The 18,208-nt window shown below is 75.4% G+C and carries 14 protein-coding genes and 1 pseudogene; 9 read left to right on the forward strand and 6 right to left on the reverse strand.

Annotated elements, in window-relative coordinates; translation table 11 throughout:
* Positions 1 to 7: 7 nt before the first annotated feature.
* The 3 genes from AB0C69_RS08520 to AB0C69_RS08530 are packed head-to-tail and all read right to left on the reverse strand — an operon-like array spanning position 8 to position 3,729.
* The gene (locus AB0C69_RS08520) at positions 8 to 1,516 is read right to left on the reverse strand and encodes a DUF5691 domain-containing protein (protein WP_360351444.1); all 1,509 of its coding nucleotides are present in this window, start codon (positions 1,514 to 1,516) and stop codon (positions 8 to 10) included.
* On the reverse strand, positions 1,513 to 2,904 hold the full coding sequence (locus AB0C69_RS08525; protein WP_360351447.1) for an SWIM zinc finger family protein: 1,392 nt from the start codon (positions 2,902 to 2,904) through the stop codon (positions 1,513 to 1,515). Before AB0C69_RS08525 ends, AB0C69_RS08520 begins: the two co-directional genes overlap by 4 nt.
* A gap of 57 nt (positions 2,905 to 2,961) precedes the next feature.
* A complete protein-coding gene (locus AB0C69_RS08530) occupies positions 2,962 to 3,729 on the reverse strand; it encodes a M50 family metallopeptidase (protein ID WP_345182303.1) in 768 nt (255 codons plus the stop codon).
* Between the two features lie 271 nt (positions 3,730 to 4,000).
* Between AB0C69_RS08530 and AB0C69_RS08535 the strand changes: the two genes are divergently transcribed.
* From AB0C69_RS08535 to AB0C69_RS08550, 4 genes are read left to right on the forward strand one after another with little or no spacing between them, the layout of a single operon-like run.
* Positions 4,001 to 6,148 carry a hypothetical protein gene (locus AB0C69_RS08535; protein ID WP_360351451.1) on the forward strand — a complete coding sequence of 716 codons (2,148 nt, stop codon included), beginning with the start codon at positions 4,001 to 4,003 and terminating at the stop codon, positions 6,146 to 6,148.
* A 57-nt stretch (positions 6,149 to 6,205) separates the two neighbouring features.
* Entirely contained in the window at positions 6,206 to 7,189 is a 984-nt protein-coding gene (locus tag AB0C69_RS08540; protein WP_360351454.1) for a MoxR family ATPase, read from the forward strand.
* A 1-nt stretch (position 7,190) separates the two neighbouring features.
* The gene (locus tag AB0C69_RS08545) at positions 7,191 to 8,321 is read left to right on the forward strand and encodes a DUF58 domain-containing protein (protein ID WP_360351457.1); all 1,131 of its coding nucleotides are present in this window, start codon (positions 7,191 to 7,193) and stop codon (positions 8,319 to 8,321) included.
* A complete protein-coding gene (locus AB0C69_RS08550) occupies positions 8,318 to 10,504 on the forward strand; it encodes a DUF3488 and transglutaminase-like domain-containing protein (RefSeq protein ID WP_360351460.1) in 2,187 nt (728 codons plus the stop codon). The genes AB0C69_RS08545 and AB0C69_RS08550 overlap by 4 nt, the downstream gene beginning before the upstream one ends.
* Here the strand turns inward: AB0C69_RS08550 and AB0C69_RS08555 are convergent.
* Entirely contained in the window at positions 10,485 to 11,123 is a 639-nt protein-coding gene (locus tag AB0C69_RS08555; RefSeq protein WP_345182314.1) for a hypothetical protein, read from the reverse strand. The two genes, AB0C69_RS08550 and AB0C69_RS08555, sit on opposite strands and share 20 nt — an antisense overlap.
* An 18-nt stretch (positions 11,124 to 11,141) precedes the next feature.
* On the opposite strand from AB0C69_RS08555, the gene AB0C69_RS08560 reads away from it, so the two are divergent.
* From AB0C69_RS08560 to AB0C69_RS08570, 3 genes are all read left to right on the forward strand, one after another.
* The gene (locus AB0C69_RS08560) at positions 11,142 to 11,339 is read left to right on the forward strand and encodes a hypothetical protein (protein ID WP_353833228.1); all 198 of its coding nucleotides are present in this window, start codon (positions 11,142 to 11,144) and stop codon (positions 11,337 to 11,339) included.
* Positions 11,336 to 12,271, forward strand: a complete 936-nt coding sequence (locus AB0C69_RS08565) for a pyridoxal-phosphate dependent enzyme (protein WP_360351465.1) — start codon at positions 11,336 to 11,338, stop codon at positions 12,269 to 12,271. The genes AB0C69_RS08560 and AB0C69_RS08565 overlap by 4 nt, the downstream gene beginning before the upstream one ends.
* Before the next feature lie 86 nt (positions 12,272 to 12,357).
* Complete coding sequence (locus AB0C69_RS08570; RefSeq protein WP_360351468.1) at positions 12,358 to 14,346, forward strand: fibronectin type III domain-containing protein; 1,989 nt, start codon at positions 12,358 to 12,360, stop codon at positions 14,344 to 14,346.
* Here AB0C69_RS08570 and AB0C69_RS08575 read toward each other — a convergent pair.
* Together AB0C69_RS08575 and lanKC are read right to left on the reverse strand one after the other, a co-directional pair.
* Positions 14,330 to 14,437 (reverse strand): SapB/AmfS family lanthipeptide, encoded by a 108-nt coding sequence (locus AB0C69_RS08575; RefSeq protein WP_179847703.1) that lies wholly within the window; start codon positions 14,435 to 14,437, stop codon positions 14,330 to 14,332. The genes AB0C69_RS08570 and AB0C69_RS08575 overlap by 17 nt on opposite strands.
* Before the next feature lie 5 nt (positions 14,438 to 14,442).
* Positions 14,443 to 17,016 (reverse strand): class III lanthionine synthetase LanKC, encoded by a 2,574-nt coding sequence (gene lanKC / locus AB0C69_RS08580; RefSeq protein ID WP_360351471.1) that lies wholly within the window; start codon positions 17,014 to 17,016, stop codon positions 14,443 to 14,445.
* Between the two features lie 224 nt (positions 17,017 to 17,240).
* Between lanKC and AB0C69_RS08585 the strand changes: the two genes are divergently transcribed.
* Both AB0C69_RS08585 and AB0C69_RS08590 read left to right on the forward strand, forming a co-directional pair.
* On the forward strand, positions 17,241 to 18,029 hold the full coding sequence (locus AB0C69_RS08585; RefSeq protein ID WP_360351474.1) for an SDR family oxidoreductase: 789 nt from the start codon (positions 17,241 to 17,243) through the stop codon (positions 18,027 to 18,029).
* Positions 18,026 to 18,208, forward strand: a pseudogene (locus tag AB0C69_RS08590) (dihydrodipicolinate reductase); the annotation flags it as partial. The gene AB0C69_RS08585 and the pseudogene AB0C69_RS08590, both read left to right, overlap by 4 nt.

Genomic DNA, 18,208 nt, shown 5'->3' on the forward strand with positions numbered 1-18,208 from the left:
TCTTCGGTCACTGGTCAAGCTCCTTCAGCATCTCGTCGCGGAAACGCAGGGTCGCGACCAGGTCGGTCAGGGCCCGCGGGGCGGCCGGTCCGAGGGCCGCCAGGCGGACCGCGGCGGCCGGGTCGAGCCGCTGGTCGGCGAGCCGGCACAGCTGCGTGATCAGGTGCTCGTCACGGCGGGTGGGACGCTCGGCCGACGCGCTCAGCGTCTCGACCACCGCGGCGGCGAGCGGCCCGGCCCACGGACCGGGCACCCGTTCCAGGACCCGCAGCAGGCCGGGCCGCCCCTCCACCCAGCGGATCAGGTCGGCCGCCGCCGGGTCGCGCTCCGGGCCGGGCAGGACCGACAGCAGGTCGGCGAGGGCCTCCGGCTCGTCGACCATGACGCCGCCCCTGAGCAGCGCCCGCGCCCAGCCGGTGTCGCGCTGGCCGAGGGCGGCGCGGGCCCAGCCGATGTGGACGTCGCGCCCGTCGGAGTCGGAGACGGGCAGGCACACGATCTCCATGGGCGGCAGCCCGAACAGCTCCGTCCAGGTGGACAGCGGGGTGCGGGCCAGGATCTCGCGCAGCCACGCGGCGCGCGTCCCCACCGGAGCGCCGCCGCCGCGCGGCGCGAACGACCCGGTCGGGTGGAACGGGACGCCGTCGCGCGCCATGTCCTCGTCGTGGGCGTCCGGCGGCTCCACCCGGATCCACGTCTGCTTCCGGCCCTGGACCGTGCGCTCCTCGGCGGTCAGGCAGGCTCGGGCGCGCGCCGCCATGCGCTCCCCGTACGCCGAGCCCGGCACGCGGGCCAGCAGGTCGGACGCGATCTGCCGGACGTCCTTGCCGCGGTCGCCCAGGGCCGCCTCCAGGAACTCCTCGTCATCGAGGGAGAGCCCGTGCCCGAACGTGGCGAGGAACGCCGCGCGGTCGGGCGCCGGCTCCTTGGCCCAGGTTCCCCGGAGGAGCTCCCGCGCGCGCTCCGGCTCGGTCTCGCGAAGCATGGTCAGGTAGGCCACCCGCCGGTTGCGCGTCCCGGTCTCCCACACTTCGGGGCCGCCGCCGGGGTCGTCGCCGGAGCCGACCAGGTAGGCCCAGTCCGTGTTCTGCAGGGCCAGCCACACGCCGCGCCGCCCGCACGCCCGCGCGATCGAGGGCCGCAGCATCCGGTCGCTGCGCCCCCGCTCCAGCAGCTCGGGAAGCGACTGGGCGGGCACCCGCAGGCCCCGGGCGGCCGCCGCGTCCAGCCATTCGGGCAGCACCCGGATCTGCTCGCCGCCGAGGATCCGCCGCAACCGGGCCGCCGCCGCCCTCGGCACCGCCGGGACGTCCTCCACCGGGGCCAGCGCCACCGGCTCGGGCGCCGCGCCCGACGGGATCCGCCCCGCCCGCCGCCGGACGGCCAGCAGCGCCGCCTGGTCGAGCAGGCGTCCCGCCTTGTCGCCGCCGTCGCCGGGCGCCTGCGCCAGGACGGGCGGGTCGCGGCGCTCGGTGCCCAGCAGCGCTGCGGTGACGTGCTCGTCCCACGCGGTCACAGGACCACCGTCCCCTCGTCCTCGTGCCACGCGGCCAGCGGGCGCAGGCCGCGCGGGCGCCACTCCCCGGCCAGGGTGACCGGCCCGCCGCCCGACAGCGCGAGCAGCCGCCACGGATCGCCGATCCGCAGCGGCAGCGCGTCTCCGGCGCCGTCGACGACGTAGAGGTCTCCTTCTCCGGTGCGCGCCAGGCGGACGTCCGCCAGCGTCGCGGGCCAGCGGTCCAGCCACGGGTCGAGCGCGACGGCGGCCGCGTGCTCGTCGAGGAACCCCCGGACGGACGTCCCCGCGGGCGCGGCCCGCATCGGCGCCCCGTACCGCTCGGCGACCAGCGCCCGCAGCGGCTGCGCGCCCGGATAGAAGACCAGCTCCGCATCGATCTGCATACCCACCACGAGGGAACCGTCCAAGGACGTGCCCGGCGCGGCGAAGGACAGCACGAGCGCGGGACGCCCCGTCCGGCCGCCGCGGAGCCACACCCTGCGCGTGGTGAGCAGGTCTTGCGCGGTGTCGCGCGACCCGGTGACCGACCACAGGTCCCGCACGCGCTCCCCGCCGGACAGCACCTCCTCCTGCGGGACGGTGAAGCCGACCCGCGAGCGGACGGTCTCGCGCAGCCCCTCGGGCAGCTCCTCCCGCCGCTGGTAGGCCCGGACGAGCAGCCGCAGCAGCGCGTACTCCTCCAGCAGGCGCCCGGGCCAGCCGGGCCGGCGCGGGATCGCGGCCAGGCCCCTGACCGGCCCCGCCAGCGCCCCCGCCTGGGCGTCGACGAGCCGCCGCGCCGCGTCGTCCCACAGCCGGTAGGGTGCCTTCTCCGCCTGGGCGAGGCCGTGCGCGACCTGGTCGCGGAGCCACTGGTCGAGCTCGGCGAGCCCGTCGTCGACCCGCCTGGCCCGCCGCTCCGCCGTCTTCGGATCGCGGGCCTTGGCCGCCGGGGCGGGGCGCCGCTCGGCCGCCCGGCCGGCGCGCTCACGGCGGTCCTCCAGCCACTCGGCGACCCACGCGGGACGCGACCCGCCCTCGGCGCCTTCCCCCGCACCCCCCGGAGCGCCTTCGGCTCCTACCTCTGCGGGGGGACGACCCCCCGCACCCCCCGGAACGCCTTCGGCTTCTTCTATGAGGCCGTCGGCCCACAGGAACAGCAGCGCCAGGGCGTGCTTGCACGGGAACTTGCGGCTCGGGCACGTGCACCGGAACGCCGGGCCGGTCAGGTCGGCGCACGTCCGGTAGGAGGACTTGCCGCTGCCCTGGCACTCGCCCCAGACGGCCTCGCCGTCGCACCCCGTCCCCGCCCACCTGGCGGGCTTGGCGACGCCGCCCGCCGCCCTGGCGGACGACGCGTCGGGCGCGAGCCCGAGCACCTGCTCACGAGACCACCGATCCCTCACACAGCCGAAACTATCGGCGCCCTCGGACAGTCGGCGCCATCGCGGCCCGGTCCGGCGTCAGCCCACCCCGCCGAAGCCGGGCGGGGTGGGCAGGTCGGGCAGCGAGACGTCCGGGATGAGGAGCGCGCCGCCCGCCAGCAGGGCCAGCAGGGCGGTGGCGGCGAACAGGCCCACCCAGGCGAGCCCGGGGACGCCGGTGAGGTGGTGGAGCTGGTCGGCGTCGGAGCTCGGCGCCATGTGCCGGGCCCGCATGCGCTGCAGCTCGATCACCGGGCGGGTGCCGGCCAGCAGCAGGAACCAGGCGGCCAGGTAGGCGAACCCGGCCTGCACCGTGGCGCTGCCCAGCCACGACACCGCGAAGACCACCGCGCCCGTCACGATCACCGAGAGCGCCCCGTAGGCGTTGCGGATCATGATGAGCATCGCGGCGAGCAGGGCCAGGGTGAACCACAGCATCAGCGTGATGCGGCCGTCCTCCAGCAGCAGCGCGAACAGCAGCCCGAGCAGCGGCGGCGTGACGTACCCCGCCATCGCCGTGAGGATCATGCCGGGGCCGTGCGGCTTGCCGCGCGACACGGTCACGCCCGAGGTGTCGGAGTGCAGCTTGATGCCGTCCAGCTTGCGGCCGGTGACCAGCGCGACCAGCGCGTGCCCGCCCTCGTGCGCGATCGTGACGGTGTTGCGCGCCATCCGCCAGGTCGGGCCGTGCACCACCGAGGCGAGCGCCACGAGGCCGACAAGGGCCACCAGCCACCACGGCGGATCCGGCTGCGTTCCCGTCACCCGGTGCCACAGGTCGGCGATGCTCACGTTTTCCACGTCCACCTCGGAGTCGTCGTCGCGATGCCCAACACTAGGACGTCCCGGATAACGTTCGCGTTCGGATCTCAGACCGACGGACGGGGGCAAGCCGCAATCCCTTGCCCACAACCGATTGATGTCATGGCGGATCGCCCGTCACCCGCCGGACCGGCATCGATCTACCAGGCCGATCTCCGCAAACCCATTCCGGAGCGCCCCGTATTGCCGTTAAGGTGCCTTCGCGCCCCGGGTCAGCGGTTTCCCGCTCCCGGCGCGCCGAGAGGGTGAGCGGGGATTGAACGGGGACCGATCCTCCGCGCGGACCACCGGCCCGCGCGGTCATTACCGATTCTTCCGGCGTGACAGGCTGACGGGCCAGATCGCCGCCGGGCTGGTCGGCGTGCTCGCCGTGGGCGCGCTCGTCTACGGCGTGGGCACCGCCAGCGCGCGGTACCGGCTCTCGGACGTGGGGGCCTGGCTGAGCGCGAGCGGCAAGGGCTTGGTCGTGCACGCCAACGGGCTGGCCGGCAAGGTCGACGGCAAGACCCCGGTGGTGCCGCAGATGCGCGGCCACCGCATCAGGATCGTCCAGGACGGCGCCACGGTGCTGCTGGTCGACGAGGAGACCGGCGTCGTCAGCCGGATCGACCCCTCTCAGCTCAAGATCACCAAGAGCCGGCAGGCCGGCGGGCCGGGCATGCAGGTCCTCTCCGGCGCCGGCGCCGCCTACACCGTCGACCTCGTCAAGGGCTCCGTCCAGCAGATCGACCCGGTGACCCTGGCGCCGGTCGGCACCCCCGCGACCCTCACCGCGCCGCTCGGGCAGGCGGGCATCGACGCCGACGGCGCGCTCTGGGTGCCCGTCCCGCAGACGGGCCGCGTCGTCCCCTTCAGGTCGGGCCGCCAGGGCGAGCCCGTCGCCGTCGGGAAGGCCGGCGACCGCCTCGCGCTGACGATCGCCGCCGGACGGCCCGTGATCACCGACAGCACGTCCGCCACCGCGCTGATCGTCCGCCCCGAGGGCACGCAGCGGGTCAACCTGCCCGCGCCCGTCACGCGGGCCGCGGACGGGGTCAAGGTCCCGGCGGTCGCCGACGGGCAGATCGTCCCGATGCTCGGCGCGGGCGGCTCCCTCTACCTGCTGGACACGGGCGTCGGGCGGGTCGACTCGGTGGCCCTGCGCGTGCCGGGCCACCACGCCTTCGAGCCCCCGAACGTCCTCGGGCAGCGCGTCTACCTGCCCGACCGGACGTCCGGCCGGCTGCTGGTCTTCAACACCGAGCGCAACGCCTGGGAGCGGCCCGTCGCGGCCGCGCGGCCCGGCGGCACGATCGAGATGCTCGTCCGCGACCACATGCTGTGGGTCAACGACCCCGACGGCCCCACCGCCCTCGCCTTCGGCCCGGACGGCGGCGTCAAGCGCATCGAGAAGTACGACGACAAGGTCCCCGGAAGCGCGCGGCGCCCGCTGCCCGTCCAGGCCAACCCGGGAGGCGGCCAGGGCAACCGGAACCGCGGCGGCACGGGCAACGGCGGCACCACCACCGTCACGCCGCCGAGCAGGCCCACAAGGCCGCCGGTGAAGAAGGACCCCACCGCGCCCGACCCGCCCACGCCCGCCGCGTCCGGCGACAACGGCTCGATCAAGGTCCGGTTCACGGCGGCCGCGCAGCCGCAGGGCGTCTACCCGGTGACCCGGTTCGTCCTGCTCGGCCAGAACGGCAAGCCGGTCGCGGGCGCGAGGCCGGCGCAGTTCGCCGGGGCCGTCCAGGGCGGGACGTTCTCCGTCGGCGGCCTCACCTGCGACACGACCACCCACGTCTACAAGGTGGCAGCGGAGTACAAGGGGAAGGACGGCAAGCCCGCCTACAGCGAGTCCGGCGAGGTCGCCGCCACCGCCTGCACCGCCCCCGGCCCGCCGACCGGCCTCAGCGCGACCCCCGTCAACCACGGAGCGGACCTCCGATGGGCCCCCTCCGCCGGCTTCGACGTCACCTACGTGGTGACCTCGCCCAGTGGGACGCTCACGACCAAGCGCACCTCGGAGGCGGTCCGCGGGCTGGCCAACGCGACGACACACCAGGTGAGCGTCAAGGCCCGCAACGGCGCTGGTGAGTCCACGGAACTGACGAAGACCGTGGACCTCGCGTATCCGACCAAGCAGATCCGCAACCAGAACAACGGCCAGACCAACACGCTGATCCGGTCGGGCCCGAACACATCAGGTCCCACCACGGGCACGATCCCCAAGGGGCAGATCATCACGATGACCGTGGTGTGCCAGGTCCAGGGGCAGTCGTACAACGACCCCGAGAGCAACACGTCGAGCTCCGTCTGGAACCAGGTCCAGACGTCGTACGGCAACGGCTACCTCAACGACACTCTGGTGGCCACTTCCAAGAACGGCTACCCGTCGGACGGTCTCTTCGAATGCCAGACGTGAGCGGTTGAGGCCGTCCGAGGGTGAACGAACCATGTCGAGCGCGCGGGGAAGCGGATCATGAGTGAGAACGCGGCGGTGGACGCGGACGCGCTGGCCGGGCGGTTCGCGCAGATGTTCGCGGCGCTGGCGGGCAACATCGAGCGGGTCGTGCGCGGCAAGCGGGAGAAGGTCGAGCTGGCGCTCACCTGCCTGCTCGCCGAGGGGCACCTGCTGGTCGAGGACGTCCCGGGCGTCGGCAAGACGACGCTGGCGCGGGCGATCGCGGCGTCCGTCGAGGCCAAGTGGGCGCGCATCCAGTTCACGCCCGACCTGCTGCCCAGCGACATCACCGGCGTGTCGATCTTCAACCAGGGGACGGCCGAGTTCGAGTTCCACCCTGGACCGATCTTCGCGAACCTGGCCGTGGCCGACGAGATCAACCGCGGCTCGCCCAAGACGCAGTCGGCGCTGCTGGAGGTCATGGAGGAGCGCCGGGTCACCGTCGAGGGCGTCCCGCATCCGGTGCCGCGCCCCTTCATGGTGATCGCCACGCAGAACCCCGTCGACATGGACGGCACGTACCCGCTGCCGGAGGCGCAGCTCGACCGGTTCCTGATGCGGATCTCGATGGGCTACCCCGACCACCAGGCCGAGGTGGCGCTGCTCGCCGGGGCCCCGACCGGCGCGGTGCTCGACCAGATGCCGCCGGTGCTGAGCCGCGAGGACCTCGCCCGGATGATCGAGTTCGCGCAGCGGCTGCACGTCGCGCCGCCGCTGTACGACTACCTCGTGCGCGTCGTCGCGGTCACCCGCGAGCACCCCGACCTGCGGCTCGGCGCGAGCCCGCGGGCCGGCATCGCGCTGCTGCGCGCCGCGCGGGTGCGGGCGGCGGCGGCCGGCCGCTCCTACATCGTCCCCGAGGACGTCAAGGCGCTCGCGGTGCCCGTCATCGCGCACCGGCTGATCGTCACGCCGGAGGCCGAGCTGCGCGGGCGCTCGGGCGCCGACGTGGTCGCCGAGGCGCTGGGCGACGTGCCGACGCCGCAGGCCGCCGGGGTGTGACGTGCTGACGCCGCTCGGATGGGGGACGGCGGCCGGTTCGGTCCTGCTGTACGCGGCGGGCTGGTGGCTCGGCTATCCCGAGCCCGCCGTGCTGGCCGTCGCGGGCCTGGTCGCGGTGGGGGCGGCGGCGCTGTGGACGCTGCCGCGCCCGAAGCTGGAGGTCGGCAGGGAGATCGCGCCGGCGCGGGTGGCGCGCGGCGAGCCCGCCGTCGGGGTCCTGCACGTGACGAACAAGGGGCGCGGCGTGCGCGGGCTCAGCGCCGAGGACGCGGCGGGCTCCACGCCCGTGGCGGTCGACATCCCGCGGCTGCGCCCGGGCGGCGGGCGCACCGTGACCTACCGGCTGCCGACGTCCCGGCGCGGCGAGATCCCGGTAGGGCCGCTGCGGCTGGTGCGCGCCGACCCCCTCCGGCTGGCGCGCCGGGTGCGCGAGTACGGGGCGCCGCGGGTCCTGCTCGTCCGGCCGAGGACGGTGCGGCTGTCGCTGCTGCCGTCCGGGCGCGCCTACCACCTGGAGGGCCCGACCAGCGACCGGTCCCCGGCGGGGACGGCGACGTTCCACGCGCTGCGCGAGTACGTGATCGGGGACGAGCTGCGCCACATCCACTGGAAGTCGTCGGCGCGCACCGGGACGCTGATGGTCCGCCAGCTCGTGGACGCCAGCCTGCCCACGACGACGGTCGTGCTGGAGGCGCGCCCCGCTTCGTGGCCGGAACCCGACGACTTCGAGCTCGCCGTGGACGCCGCGGCGTCGGTCGCGGCCGGGGCGGCGTCGGCGAGCTTCCCCGTCCGGATCCTCACCGGCGACGGCCAGGTGGCCGACACGCGGGGCGGGCCGGACGACGTGGAGGTCCTCCTCGACCGGCTCACCGCCGTCCGCACGCGTGAGGGGGCGAACTCGGTCGTGGACGCGGTGCGCCGCGTGCGCCCGGGCGGGTCCCTCGTCGTCATCACCCCGGACGCCGCCGAGCTCGGGCGCATCGCGGCCGTCCGCAGCCGGTTCGACCGGATCGTCGTGCTGCGGGTCCGCCCGGGGGGTCCCGCGGCGGCGCCGCCCGGCGTCCAGCTCGTCGACTTCGCCGACCTGGAGGGGCTGGCGGAGGCGTGGCACCGGCTGGGGAGCGCCCGGTGACCCGGTACGCCTCGATCGCCGTGACGGCCTGCCTGGTCGCCGTCGCCGGGCTGGCGTTCCAGCGGGTGTTCGGGCTCGGGCCGGTCGTCCCCGTCGCCGCCGTCGCGGCGGCGGTGCCGACGCTGCTGTGCGGGCTGCTGTCGGGGCCGCGCAAGGCCAAGGGCCCCTGGCCGCTGTGGATCTCGCTGGTGCTGACCGTCCTCGCCTGGGCGGCGACGGTCTCGGCGACCGTCCTGCGCCCCGCCCTCGGGGACGGGACGCTCCCGCAGACGCTGCGCGAGGGCGTGCTCGGCGCGTGGAAGTCGATCCTGACCACGCTGCTGCCCGCCCCCGCGAAGCCGGAGTACCTCGTCCTGGTCCACGTGGTGGTGTGGCTGGCGGCGTTCGCGGCGGCGGAGCTGGCGCTGCGCACCTCGCTGCGCGCCCTGCCCTGCGTGCCCGCGCTCGGCGTCTGGGCGGTCGCGCTGCTGCTCGGGGTCGACGGCCCCGGATCCAACCTGCCGCTCGCCGCCGCGACCGTCGTGCTCATCGCCGTGCTGGTCCTCGTCCGCGCGGACGGGCCCGACTCGGGCACCGCGTGGCGGCCGCTGCTGGTCGGCGTCCCCGCCGCGGCCCTCCTCGGGGCGCTGGCGTTCGCCGCCGGACCCGTCGTCCCCGTCAGCGCGGACCCCTACGACCCGCGCGAGCAGGTGCAGGCGCCTCCGCCGCAGCAGCGCGACGGCGTCAGCCCGCTGGACCGCGTCGGCGGCTGGCTGCTCAGCCCCGACCAGGTGATGTTCACGGTCCAGTCGAGGCGCGACGAGATCGAGCGGCTCGCCGTGCTGGACCGGTTCGACGGCGTGACCTGGTCGTCCACGGCCCGGTTCGTCCCCACCGGGAGCCGCGTTCCGGAGGGGCCGGAGCCGGACCGCGAGCACGAGGTCGCGCAGCGCGTCACCATCCGCGACCTGCCGGGCGTGTGGGTGCCCGCCGCCGACCGGCCGCGGGAGGTCGCCGGGCTCCCCGTCGTCGTCGACCCCGGCAGCGGCGCGCTGGCCGCCGCGCAGCCGCTGCGCCCCGGCCAGACCTACCGCGTCGACTCCGTCGTCCCCGAATGGACGGCCGACGACCTCGCCGGGGCGGAGGTCGCCGGCGACGCCGAGGCCAGGGCCGCGCGGGAGCTGCCGTGGGGTCCGGGCGCGAAGGAGCCGCCCGTCCAGATCGCCGAGTTCCGCAGGTTCGCCCAGGCCGCGACGCGGGGCGCCGTGTCGCCGATCCAGAAGGCCGCGATGCTCGCCGAGTACCTCAAGCGGTACGCCAGGTACGACGTCACCGCCCCGCCGGGGCACGGCTACCGGCAGCTCGACTACTTCCTCGGCGAGGGCAGGCGCGGCACGCCCGAGCACTTCGCGACCGCCTACGCCCTGCTCGCCCGGACGATCGGCCTGCCGTCCCGGGTCACCGTGGGCTTCGACGGCGGCGCCCGCGCGGGCGACACCGTCCAGGTCCGGTCCGGGGACGTGATGGTGTGGCCGGAGATCAAGTTCGACCGGCTCGGCTGGATCCGGTTCAACCCGCTCCCCGACAGCGCGCGCCGCTCCAAGAAGAACGACTCCGTCGCGGCGGGGGAGACCGAGCAGAAGCTGGAGCAGGCCCAGAAGAACGCGGCCTCCCAGCAGCGCGGCCAGGGGCCGGGCGCCACGACGCAGAAGGGTCCGCAGAAGCCGACCGCCTCGGACGGCGGTCCCACGCCGTGGTGGGTGCTCGCCGCGCTCGCGGCGGGCGCGCTCGCCGCCGGCTACCTGGGCGCCGTCCTCCTCGCCCCCGCCCTGCGGAAGCGGCGCCGGAGGGCCGGGCCGCCCGCCGCCCGCATCACCGGCGCGTGGCACCAGGCGCTCGACCATCTCGCCGACGTCGGCCTGTCCACGGCCCGGACGCTGACCGCGCACGAGGTCGCCCGCTTCGGCGCGTCCGCCGTCGGCGAGGACGCCCACGGCCACCTCGGGCCGCTCGCCGACCTGGTCAACCGCAGCCGGTTCGCCGCGTCCCAGCCGGACCCCGGCGCCGCCGACCGCGCGTGGCGGCACACCGACGAGCTCGGCCGCCTCGTCACCGCCAGGGCCGGGCGGCTGCGCCGCTTCCGGCGCCGCCTGCACCCGCGGTCGCTGCGGGACCGCCGGGCCGTCAGGACGCGGGGACGCTGACGGCGATCTCGCCGCCCAGCACCGCGCCCGTCTCCAGCTCCAGGTCGTCCCCGCTCCAGAACCGGCCCGGGTCGAACCAGTTCGGGCGGCGCCCCTTCGGCAGCAGCCCCATGGACTGGTACGTCACCGCGACGATCTCCGCGCAGAACGCCGTCTCCAGGTTCGGGTCCCGCTCGGCCGGCCGCCGGATCGGCACCCGCCCGCGCAGCCACCGCGTCGCCAGCTTCGACGTCGAGGGGAACGGCGTGCCGTCCAGCCGCGCCACCGCGCGCAGCGCCGCGTCCTCCATCGCCCGGGTCGGCGGCGGGTCGAGCTGCCGCAGCCAGGCCCGCTGCCCGTAGCGGTTCCCCCAGGCCAGCACCGCGTCCCGCAGGTCGTGCAGCTGCGCGCCGCGGTGGTGCCCGCCGGTCCACATGTCCCGCAGCGAGCGGCCGAGCTCGGCGTGCCACATCAGCGGGGGCAGGTCGTCGATCACCACCGCCATGCCGACGTGGTTGACGGGGCTGTTGGTGGTCATCTGGATGGCGCGGTCGGCGACCGTCCGGCCGCGGAACAGCCACACGTCCCCGGTGCGGGTCAGTTCGGCGGCCTCGGCGAGGGAGATGCTCGTGCCCGGCATGGTCGCTACGGTAGCCGCATGCGCACGTTGCGAGGGTCCGGCCTGTTGAAGGCGTCGAATCTCTGGAAGGCACTGGGCGTCGCGGGGTTCCTCGGGGTCGCCGCGACCGGCGCCGTGGTCGTGCGCGCCGAGCGCCGCCGCCGCGCCTACACCCCCGAGGAGATCCGGGACCGCCTCCACGAGCGGCTGGACGGGTCGCCGGGGGAGCCGGCATGACGGTGCGCGCCGTCCGGCCGCCCGGCCCGGACGACCTGGACCGCGCCTGGCGGGCCGTGTCCGCCGAGCTCGCCCCCACGCCGCTGGTCCCGTCGGGCGTGGCGCCGGGCGCGCTGCTGAAGCTGGAGACGTTCCAGCCGGTCGGCGCGTTCAAGGTGCGGGGCGCGCTCGCGGCCGTCGCCGCGCTCCCCGCCGGGGAGCCGGCCGTCACGGCGAGCGCGGGCAACCACGGCCTCGGCATGGGGTACGCCGCCGCGAGGGCGGGCGCCGACGTCACCGTGGTGGTCTCGACCCGCGCGTCGCAGGTCAAGGTCGACAGGATCCGCGCGTTCCCGGTGCGCCTCGTCCAGCACGGGACGACCTACGACGAGGCCGAGGCGCACGCGATGACGCTGCCCGGCCACTACGTCTCGCCCTACAACGACACGGCGGTCATCGCGGGGCAGGGCACCATCGGGCGCGAACTCGACGCGCAGGCGGACGGCCCCCTCACGGTCGTCGCGCCGGTCGGCGGCGGGGGGCTCGTCGCCGGCCTGTGCCTGTGGGCGCGCGAGCGCGGCGACGTGTGGGTCGTGGGCGTGGAGTCGGCGGTGTCGCGCGGAGTCTCCGCGTCGGTGGCGGCGGGACGGGTCACCCGGGTCGAGGTCGGCGAGACGTTCGCCGACGGCCTGCCCGGCAACCTCGAACCCGGCTGCGTCACCCCCGAGGTGATCGGCCGCACCGCCGAGCTGACGGCGGTCACCGACGACGAGATCCGGGCGGCGCTGCGCCTGCTGTTCCACGAGCACGGCCTCGTCGCCGAGGGCGCGGGCGGCGCGGCGGTCGCCGCCGTCATGGCCGGGAAGGTCGAGACCGCCGGCCGCCTGGTGGTGGTCGTGTCCGGGCGCAACATCACCGCCGCGGAGTACGCCGCCGCCGTCCGCGGAGACTGACCGCCGCCGTTTCGCGGGAACACCGGCGCCGGTGGGACGCGAGCGGCTACGGTGTCCCCTGCGAAATGGGTGGGGGATAACAGGACATGGCGGGCCTGGGCGTTTTCTTCCGGCGTGATCGGCTGACAGGGCAGGTGGCCGTCGGGCTCACCGGCGTGCTCGTCATCGCCGCCGTCGTCTACGGGGTGGGCGTCGCGAGCGCCAAGTACCGGATCGCCGACGTCGGCGCCTGGCTCACCGCGCGGGACAAGGGCCTCGTCGTGCACGTCAACGGGCCCGCGGCCAAGGTGGACGGCAAGACCGGCGTCCCCCCGCAGATGCGCGGCCACGACATCAGGATCGTCCAGGACGGCGCCACCGTCCTGATCATCGACCAGGACACCGGCGTCGTCAGCCGGCTCGACCCCTCCCAGCTGGACGTCGGCGCGAGCCGCCCGCTCGGCCGCGGCATCCAGGTCCTCGCGGGCGCCGGGAAGGCCTACACGGTCGACTCCGTCAAGGGCCTCCTCCAGCAGATCGACCCGGTCGGCCTGACGCCGGTCGGCGCGCCCGCGACGCTCCCGCCCGTCCTCGGGCAGGCGGGCATCGACGCGCGCGGCGCCCTGTGGGTGCCCGTGGCGAAGGACGGGCAGGTCACGGCGTTCAAGGACGGACGCGCGCAGCCACCGGTCCGCGTCGGCGGGCCGGGGGACGACCTCGCGCTCACCATGGCCGCGGGCGACCCGGTCGTGGTGAACTCCACGAACGCCACCGCCACCGTCGTCAAGCCGTCGGGGACGCGCCTGACGGTCGCGCTGCCCGCCACCGTGAGGCAGGCGGGCCGCGGCGGCGTCCTCGCCCCGCCCGCCACCGAGGGCAAGACCGTCCCGCTGCTGGTGCCCGGAGCCGGGTCGCTGGTGACCGTGGACACCGACACCGGGCGGTACTCCAGCACCCGGCTCGCCATGCCGAAGCACCGGTACCGGCCGCCGCAGATGCTCGGCCCCAAGGTCTACATCCCCGACGAGACGGCCGGGGCGCTGCTGGTGTACGACTCGGCGGGCAACCGCTTCGAGGCGCCGGTCCCGGTCAGCGGGCGGCCCGCCCGGCTGGACGTCTTCGTCCGCGACGGCCTGCTGTGGGCGAACGACCCGTCCGGCCCGCGCGCCGTCGTGGTCGACGGGCAGGGCGGCCGCAAGGGCATCGACAAGTACCGGGACAAGGTGCCGGGCGGCCCGGTGCGCCGCGCCCTCCCGCAGCCCGGCGGCAGCGGCGCTCCGCAGCCGCCGCGGACGACCGCCCCGCGGGATCCGCGCCGCCCGCGGCCCGGCGCGCCGCCCGCCGCGCCGCTGAACGTGTCGGTCACGCCCGGGGCGGGCACGATGCGGATCGACTTCCAGCCCTCGGACGGCGAGGGGATCATCGGGTACGCGCTGAAGGACGTCCCGTCCGGCCTCGCTGCGAGCCCGGCCGCGATCGCGCCGGGCGCCGGGCCCTTCACGTTCACGGTCACCGGCGGGGACTGCGCCCGCGAGTACCGCTTCCGCGTCGCCGTCCGCTACCGGGACGGCCGCGGACGCACCCGGGAGCAGGTGTCGGCGCCCAGCGACCCCGCCCGCCCGTGCGTGACGCCCGGCGCGCCGACCGGCCTCAAGGCGCAGGCCACCTCGTCCGGGGCGAAGGTCTCCTGGACGGCCCCGCCCGGCGCGTCCGCCTACCGGGTCGGCTGGGACGGCCCGGTCAAGGGGTCCCGGACGGTGCCCGCCGCCACGGGCTCGGCCATGACCGCGACGCTCGGGGAGGTGTGGACCAACGGGCCCTACACCTTCACCGTCTCCGCCGTGAACGGCGCGGGCACGGGCGCCGCCGCGACGCTCGGCGCCAAGCTCACCGGGCCCGCCGCCAGGTACCCGGTGGAGCGCAACGGGAACTCCAACGCCTACATCCGGGCCACCGCCGACGCCAACAACGGCACGACCGTCGCCACCATGACCGACAACAACGGCGAGCTCGTCGTCGTGAACTGCCAACCCGGTGACGGCCATGGCCCCGGCACGGGGGCCATGGCCGCCAGCGTCATCACAGGCAGATCGTGATGCTGTGGGAGCTGTGGCAGAGCAGGCTGAGGCTGCTGTTGCCGCCGCCGCCGTTCTCGCTCACCATCCCCTGAAGGTCGAGAAGCGCCATGTTCGTCACCTCCTTTCGGGCTGGATAGAGGTGGCCGCCGTGGGGGTCCCCACGGAGGGCCTGTGCGCCGTCCCGAGGAACGGCAGTCCTGGAGCCGGGTCGTGGAGGGCCGCGCCGAGCGCGAGCAGCACCCCGGCGGTGCCGGTCGCGAGGTCCATCGACAGCCGGTACATGTGCTCGCCCGGCATCGCCAGCCCGCCCGCGTACGGCAGGGCGTGCCAGGCGAGGTCGCGGACGTGCCCCGCCATGCGCGCCCCGTCCCGCGCGCCGGGGCCCGACCGGGCGTGCCGGGCCAGGTAGAGCAGCATCCCGGCACGGCCGCTGAACAGGCTCGGCTGCGCGTAGTACCGGGACGCCGCGGCCACGCGGACGGCGTCGCGCGCCGCCTCGAACCGCTCGTCGGAGCGGTGGGCCAGGTACTCGTCCAGGACGAGGCCGATGCCGACGCTGCCGCGGCCGAGGTAGGGCAGCACCCGGCTGCCCTGGTCGACGTGCAGGGCGCCGTTGCGGTCGGTGACGCAGGCGGCGAGGTCGCGGCGCAGCGCCGAGGCGGCCAGGTCGAGCAGCTCGGGGCTCCCGTCGCGCTCGTAGGCGCGGACGAACATGAGCGCCGCGCCGGCCCCGCCGTACATGAGGCCGGGACGGCCGCCGCCCCCTCCGCCGGACCGCTCGGCCACGATCTCCACGCAGCGGCGGGCCGCCTCGCGCAGGAACACGTCGCCGGTCGCGCGGGCGAGGTGGTCCAGGCCGAGCGCGAATCCCGGCAGGCCGCCGTAGAGGTCGTCGCCGAGCCGCTCCCACCGTTCGCCCAGGCAGTGCCGGACGGCGGCGAGCGCGGCGTCCCGGCGGCCGAAGCGCGACAGCACGTACGCGGCGCCCATCAGGCCGTCGTACAGGCCGATCCCGGTCCCGCGCCGCGGGTTCGACGCCCGCTCCGCCAGCCACTCCTCGTGGGCCGGGAACCGGCCGGCGCCCGTCACGTCCAGCGCGTACAGGACGCCCGCGGCGCCGTGCGCGAGGCCGAGCGACGCCCCGGAGAACTGCTCCACGTCGCCGGGGAAGAGGCGGTCGGCGCGCTCGGGGGTGGCGCTCGCGAGGATCGCCCGCGAGAGGGCGTCCCTGGCGCGCTCCCAGCCGCCGGCGTCCGGAGTGAACGCCGGCGCGGGGGCGGGCGCGGCGTCCCGGGCGATCTGCGCGACCGCCTCGTCGAGGAACGCCCGGGGGACGGGGAAGTTCTCGGCGATCAGGTCGGCGAGCTGCCGGGCCTTGCCCCGGTCGATCACGAACAGCGTGGTCAGCGGGACGAACAGGGCGAGCCGCAGGCAGGCGAGGCTGTAGCGGTCGACGTCGGCGCCGCGCCGGTCGGGCGGGGCGAGGAACGCGGGGTTGGCGAGGGTCTGCCGGCCGCCGTCGGCCGCGGGCGCGGCCGTCTCGAAGTCGATCAGCGCGACCGAGTCGTCCGGGCGCACCATCACGTTGAACATGTGCAGGTCGTTGAAGACCACGCCGCGGTCGTGGATGGCGGCGATGACGCGTTCCACCCCTTCGTGGACGCGCAGCGCCCACTTCGTGTACTCGGCGGTCCTCGCGGGATCGGGCTCGGGATCGAGCATCGGGTGCCGTTCGGCGAAGAACGTGTTGAGCGTCCGGCCCTCGATGAACTCCTGGACCAGGAAATAGTGCTCGCCGAGCGTGAACCAGTCGAGAACGGCGGGCACGCCGTCGATTCCGTCGAGCTTTTCCAGCACATCCCGCTCGCGCCGGAGCCGGGTCACCGCGTCCGCGCCGTCGGCGGCCAGACCCGCGTAGGGCCGGCCTTCCTTCAGCACCACCTTCGCGCCGCTGCGGGTGTCGGTCGCCGCGTAGACGCCGCCCCCGTTGGAGAAGTGGAGGGCCTTGTCGATCCGGTAGGGCAGATCGGTCGTCGTCGTGGCGCCGCGTGCCTTGAGATGCGATTCCAGGCAGGCGGGAAGGCTCACCCAGTCGGGGACGGAGAAGACGGGATCGCGCCGGTCCGGCACCAGCTCCCCGGAGCCGTCGCGCAGCGCGGGCACGAGCCGGCCCTGCTCGTCCAGGCACCGGCGCTCCGCGAAGCCGCCGTACCGGACGTGCAGCGGGCCCTCGCCGATGCGCAGGTCGCTGAGGATGTAAGGGCCGGGCAGGCCGTCCAGCCGCGCGCCGAGCCCGGCGAGCACCTCCGCCAGCTCGTCCTCGTCCGCGGGGTAGACCGTGACGAGCTTCCCGCTCGCCCCGCGCGGCGCGTACTTGGCGTTGCGCCTGCGGAGCGTTCCCGGGCCGCGCAGATGCTTGAACTCGATTCCCCGGGCCACGCAGTACTCCCACGCCCCGGCGAGCGCCTCCCCGGCGTTTTCCGGACACCCGGAGACATGCACTTTCCAGCCCTGTTCGGGAGCGCGCTGAACCGGCGGAACATAGACGACCCATTCGTCGCCGAAGACCTTTTCCCACCCCTCGGGGAGTTCCCGGCGCGTGATCTCGAAGTCGGTGCTGCGGGTCACCGGCGGAGCATCGTAGAAGAGCTCGTCTGCGAGGCAGTAAAGCTCGTACCCCTTGTCCACGCCGGTCTCCCCTTCCTCGTGCTCCGTTTGCCGGAACGCACGGGGAAAAGAATTGCAGTCATGTCGGAAATGGACCAGTAGCGGACATCACGAATGACCCGTGAAGATGTACCGTCCGCCGCTGTGCGCCCGTCACGCGCCGCCCGCCGCGCCGGTATTGAAACAGGTTCTAGTTCCTGCGTAGGCTGTGCGGGCGGTGAGGCGACGGACCGGAGGTGACGCCGGTGATCTCGGAGCGGTTCCGAATCGACGGCAGGGTGGCGGTGGTGACCGGCGCGGGCCGGGGGATCGGGGCGGCCACCGCGGTCGCGCTCGCCCAGGCGGGCGCCGACGTGGTGATCTCCTCGCGGACACGCGAGCAGCTCGACGAGGTCGCGGCCGGGATCGAGGCGGCCGGGCGGCGGGCCCTGGTCGTCCCCTCCGACCTCGCGGAACCCGAGTCCGCCGCCGAGCTGGCCGACCTCGCCGCGGACGAGTTCGGGCGCCTGGACGTCGTGGTGAACAACATGGGCGGCGCCATGCCCGCCGCCTTCCTGGACACCTCGCCCCGGCACATGGAGAAGGCGTTCCGGTTCAACGTCGGCACCGCGCACGCGCTGACCCGCGCGGCCGTCCCGCACCTGCTGAAGGCCGACGGCGGCAGCGTCGTCAACATCTCCTCGGCCATGGGGCGGATCGCGGGCCGCGGCTACCTGGCCTACGGCAGCGCCAAGGCGGCCCTCGCCCACTACACCCGGCTCGCGGCGTTCGACCTGGCCCCGCGCGTGCGCGTCAACGCCGTCGCGGTCGGCTCCGTCGCGACGTCCGCGCTCGACGTCGTCATGACCAGCGACGAGCTGCGCACCGAGATGGAGCGCAGGACGCCGCTGCGCCGCGTCGGCGAGCCCGAGGACGTGGCCGCCGCCGTCCTCTACCTCGCCTCGCCCGCCTCCGCCTACGTCACCGGCAGCGTGCTGCGCGTGGACGGCGGCATCGAGGCCCCCAACCTCGACCTCGGTCTGGAGGACCTGTGACCTACCGCGTCGTCCAGTGGAGCACCGGCAACGTCGGGCGGCACGCGATCGCCGGCATCGACGCCCGGCCCGACCTCGAACTCGCCGGGGTGTGGGTCTCCAACCCGGCCAAGGTCGGCCGCGACGCCGGCGACCTCGCGGGCCTCGGCCGCGACCTCGGCGTCACCGCCACCGGCGAC

The sequence above is a fragment of the Actinomadura sp. NPDC048032 genome (assembly GCF_040653175.1).
In the GTDB taxonomy this organism is placed as follows: Bacteria; Actinomycetota; Actinomycetes; order Streptosporangiales; family Streptosporangiaceae; genus Spirillospora; species Spirillospora verrucosospora.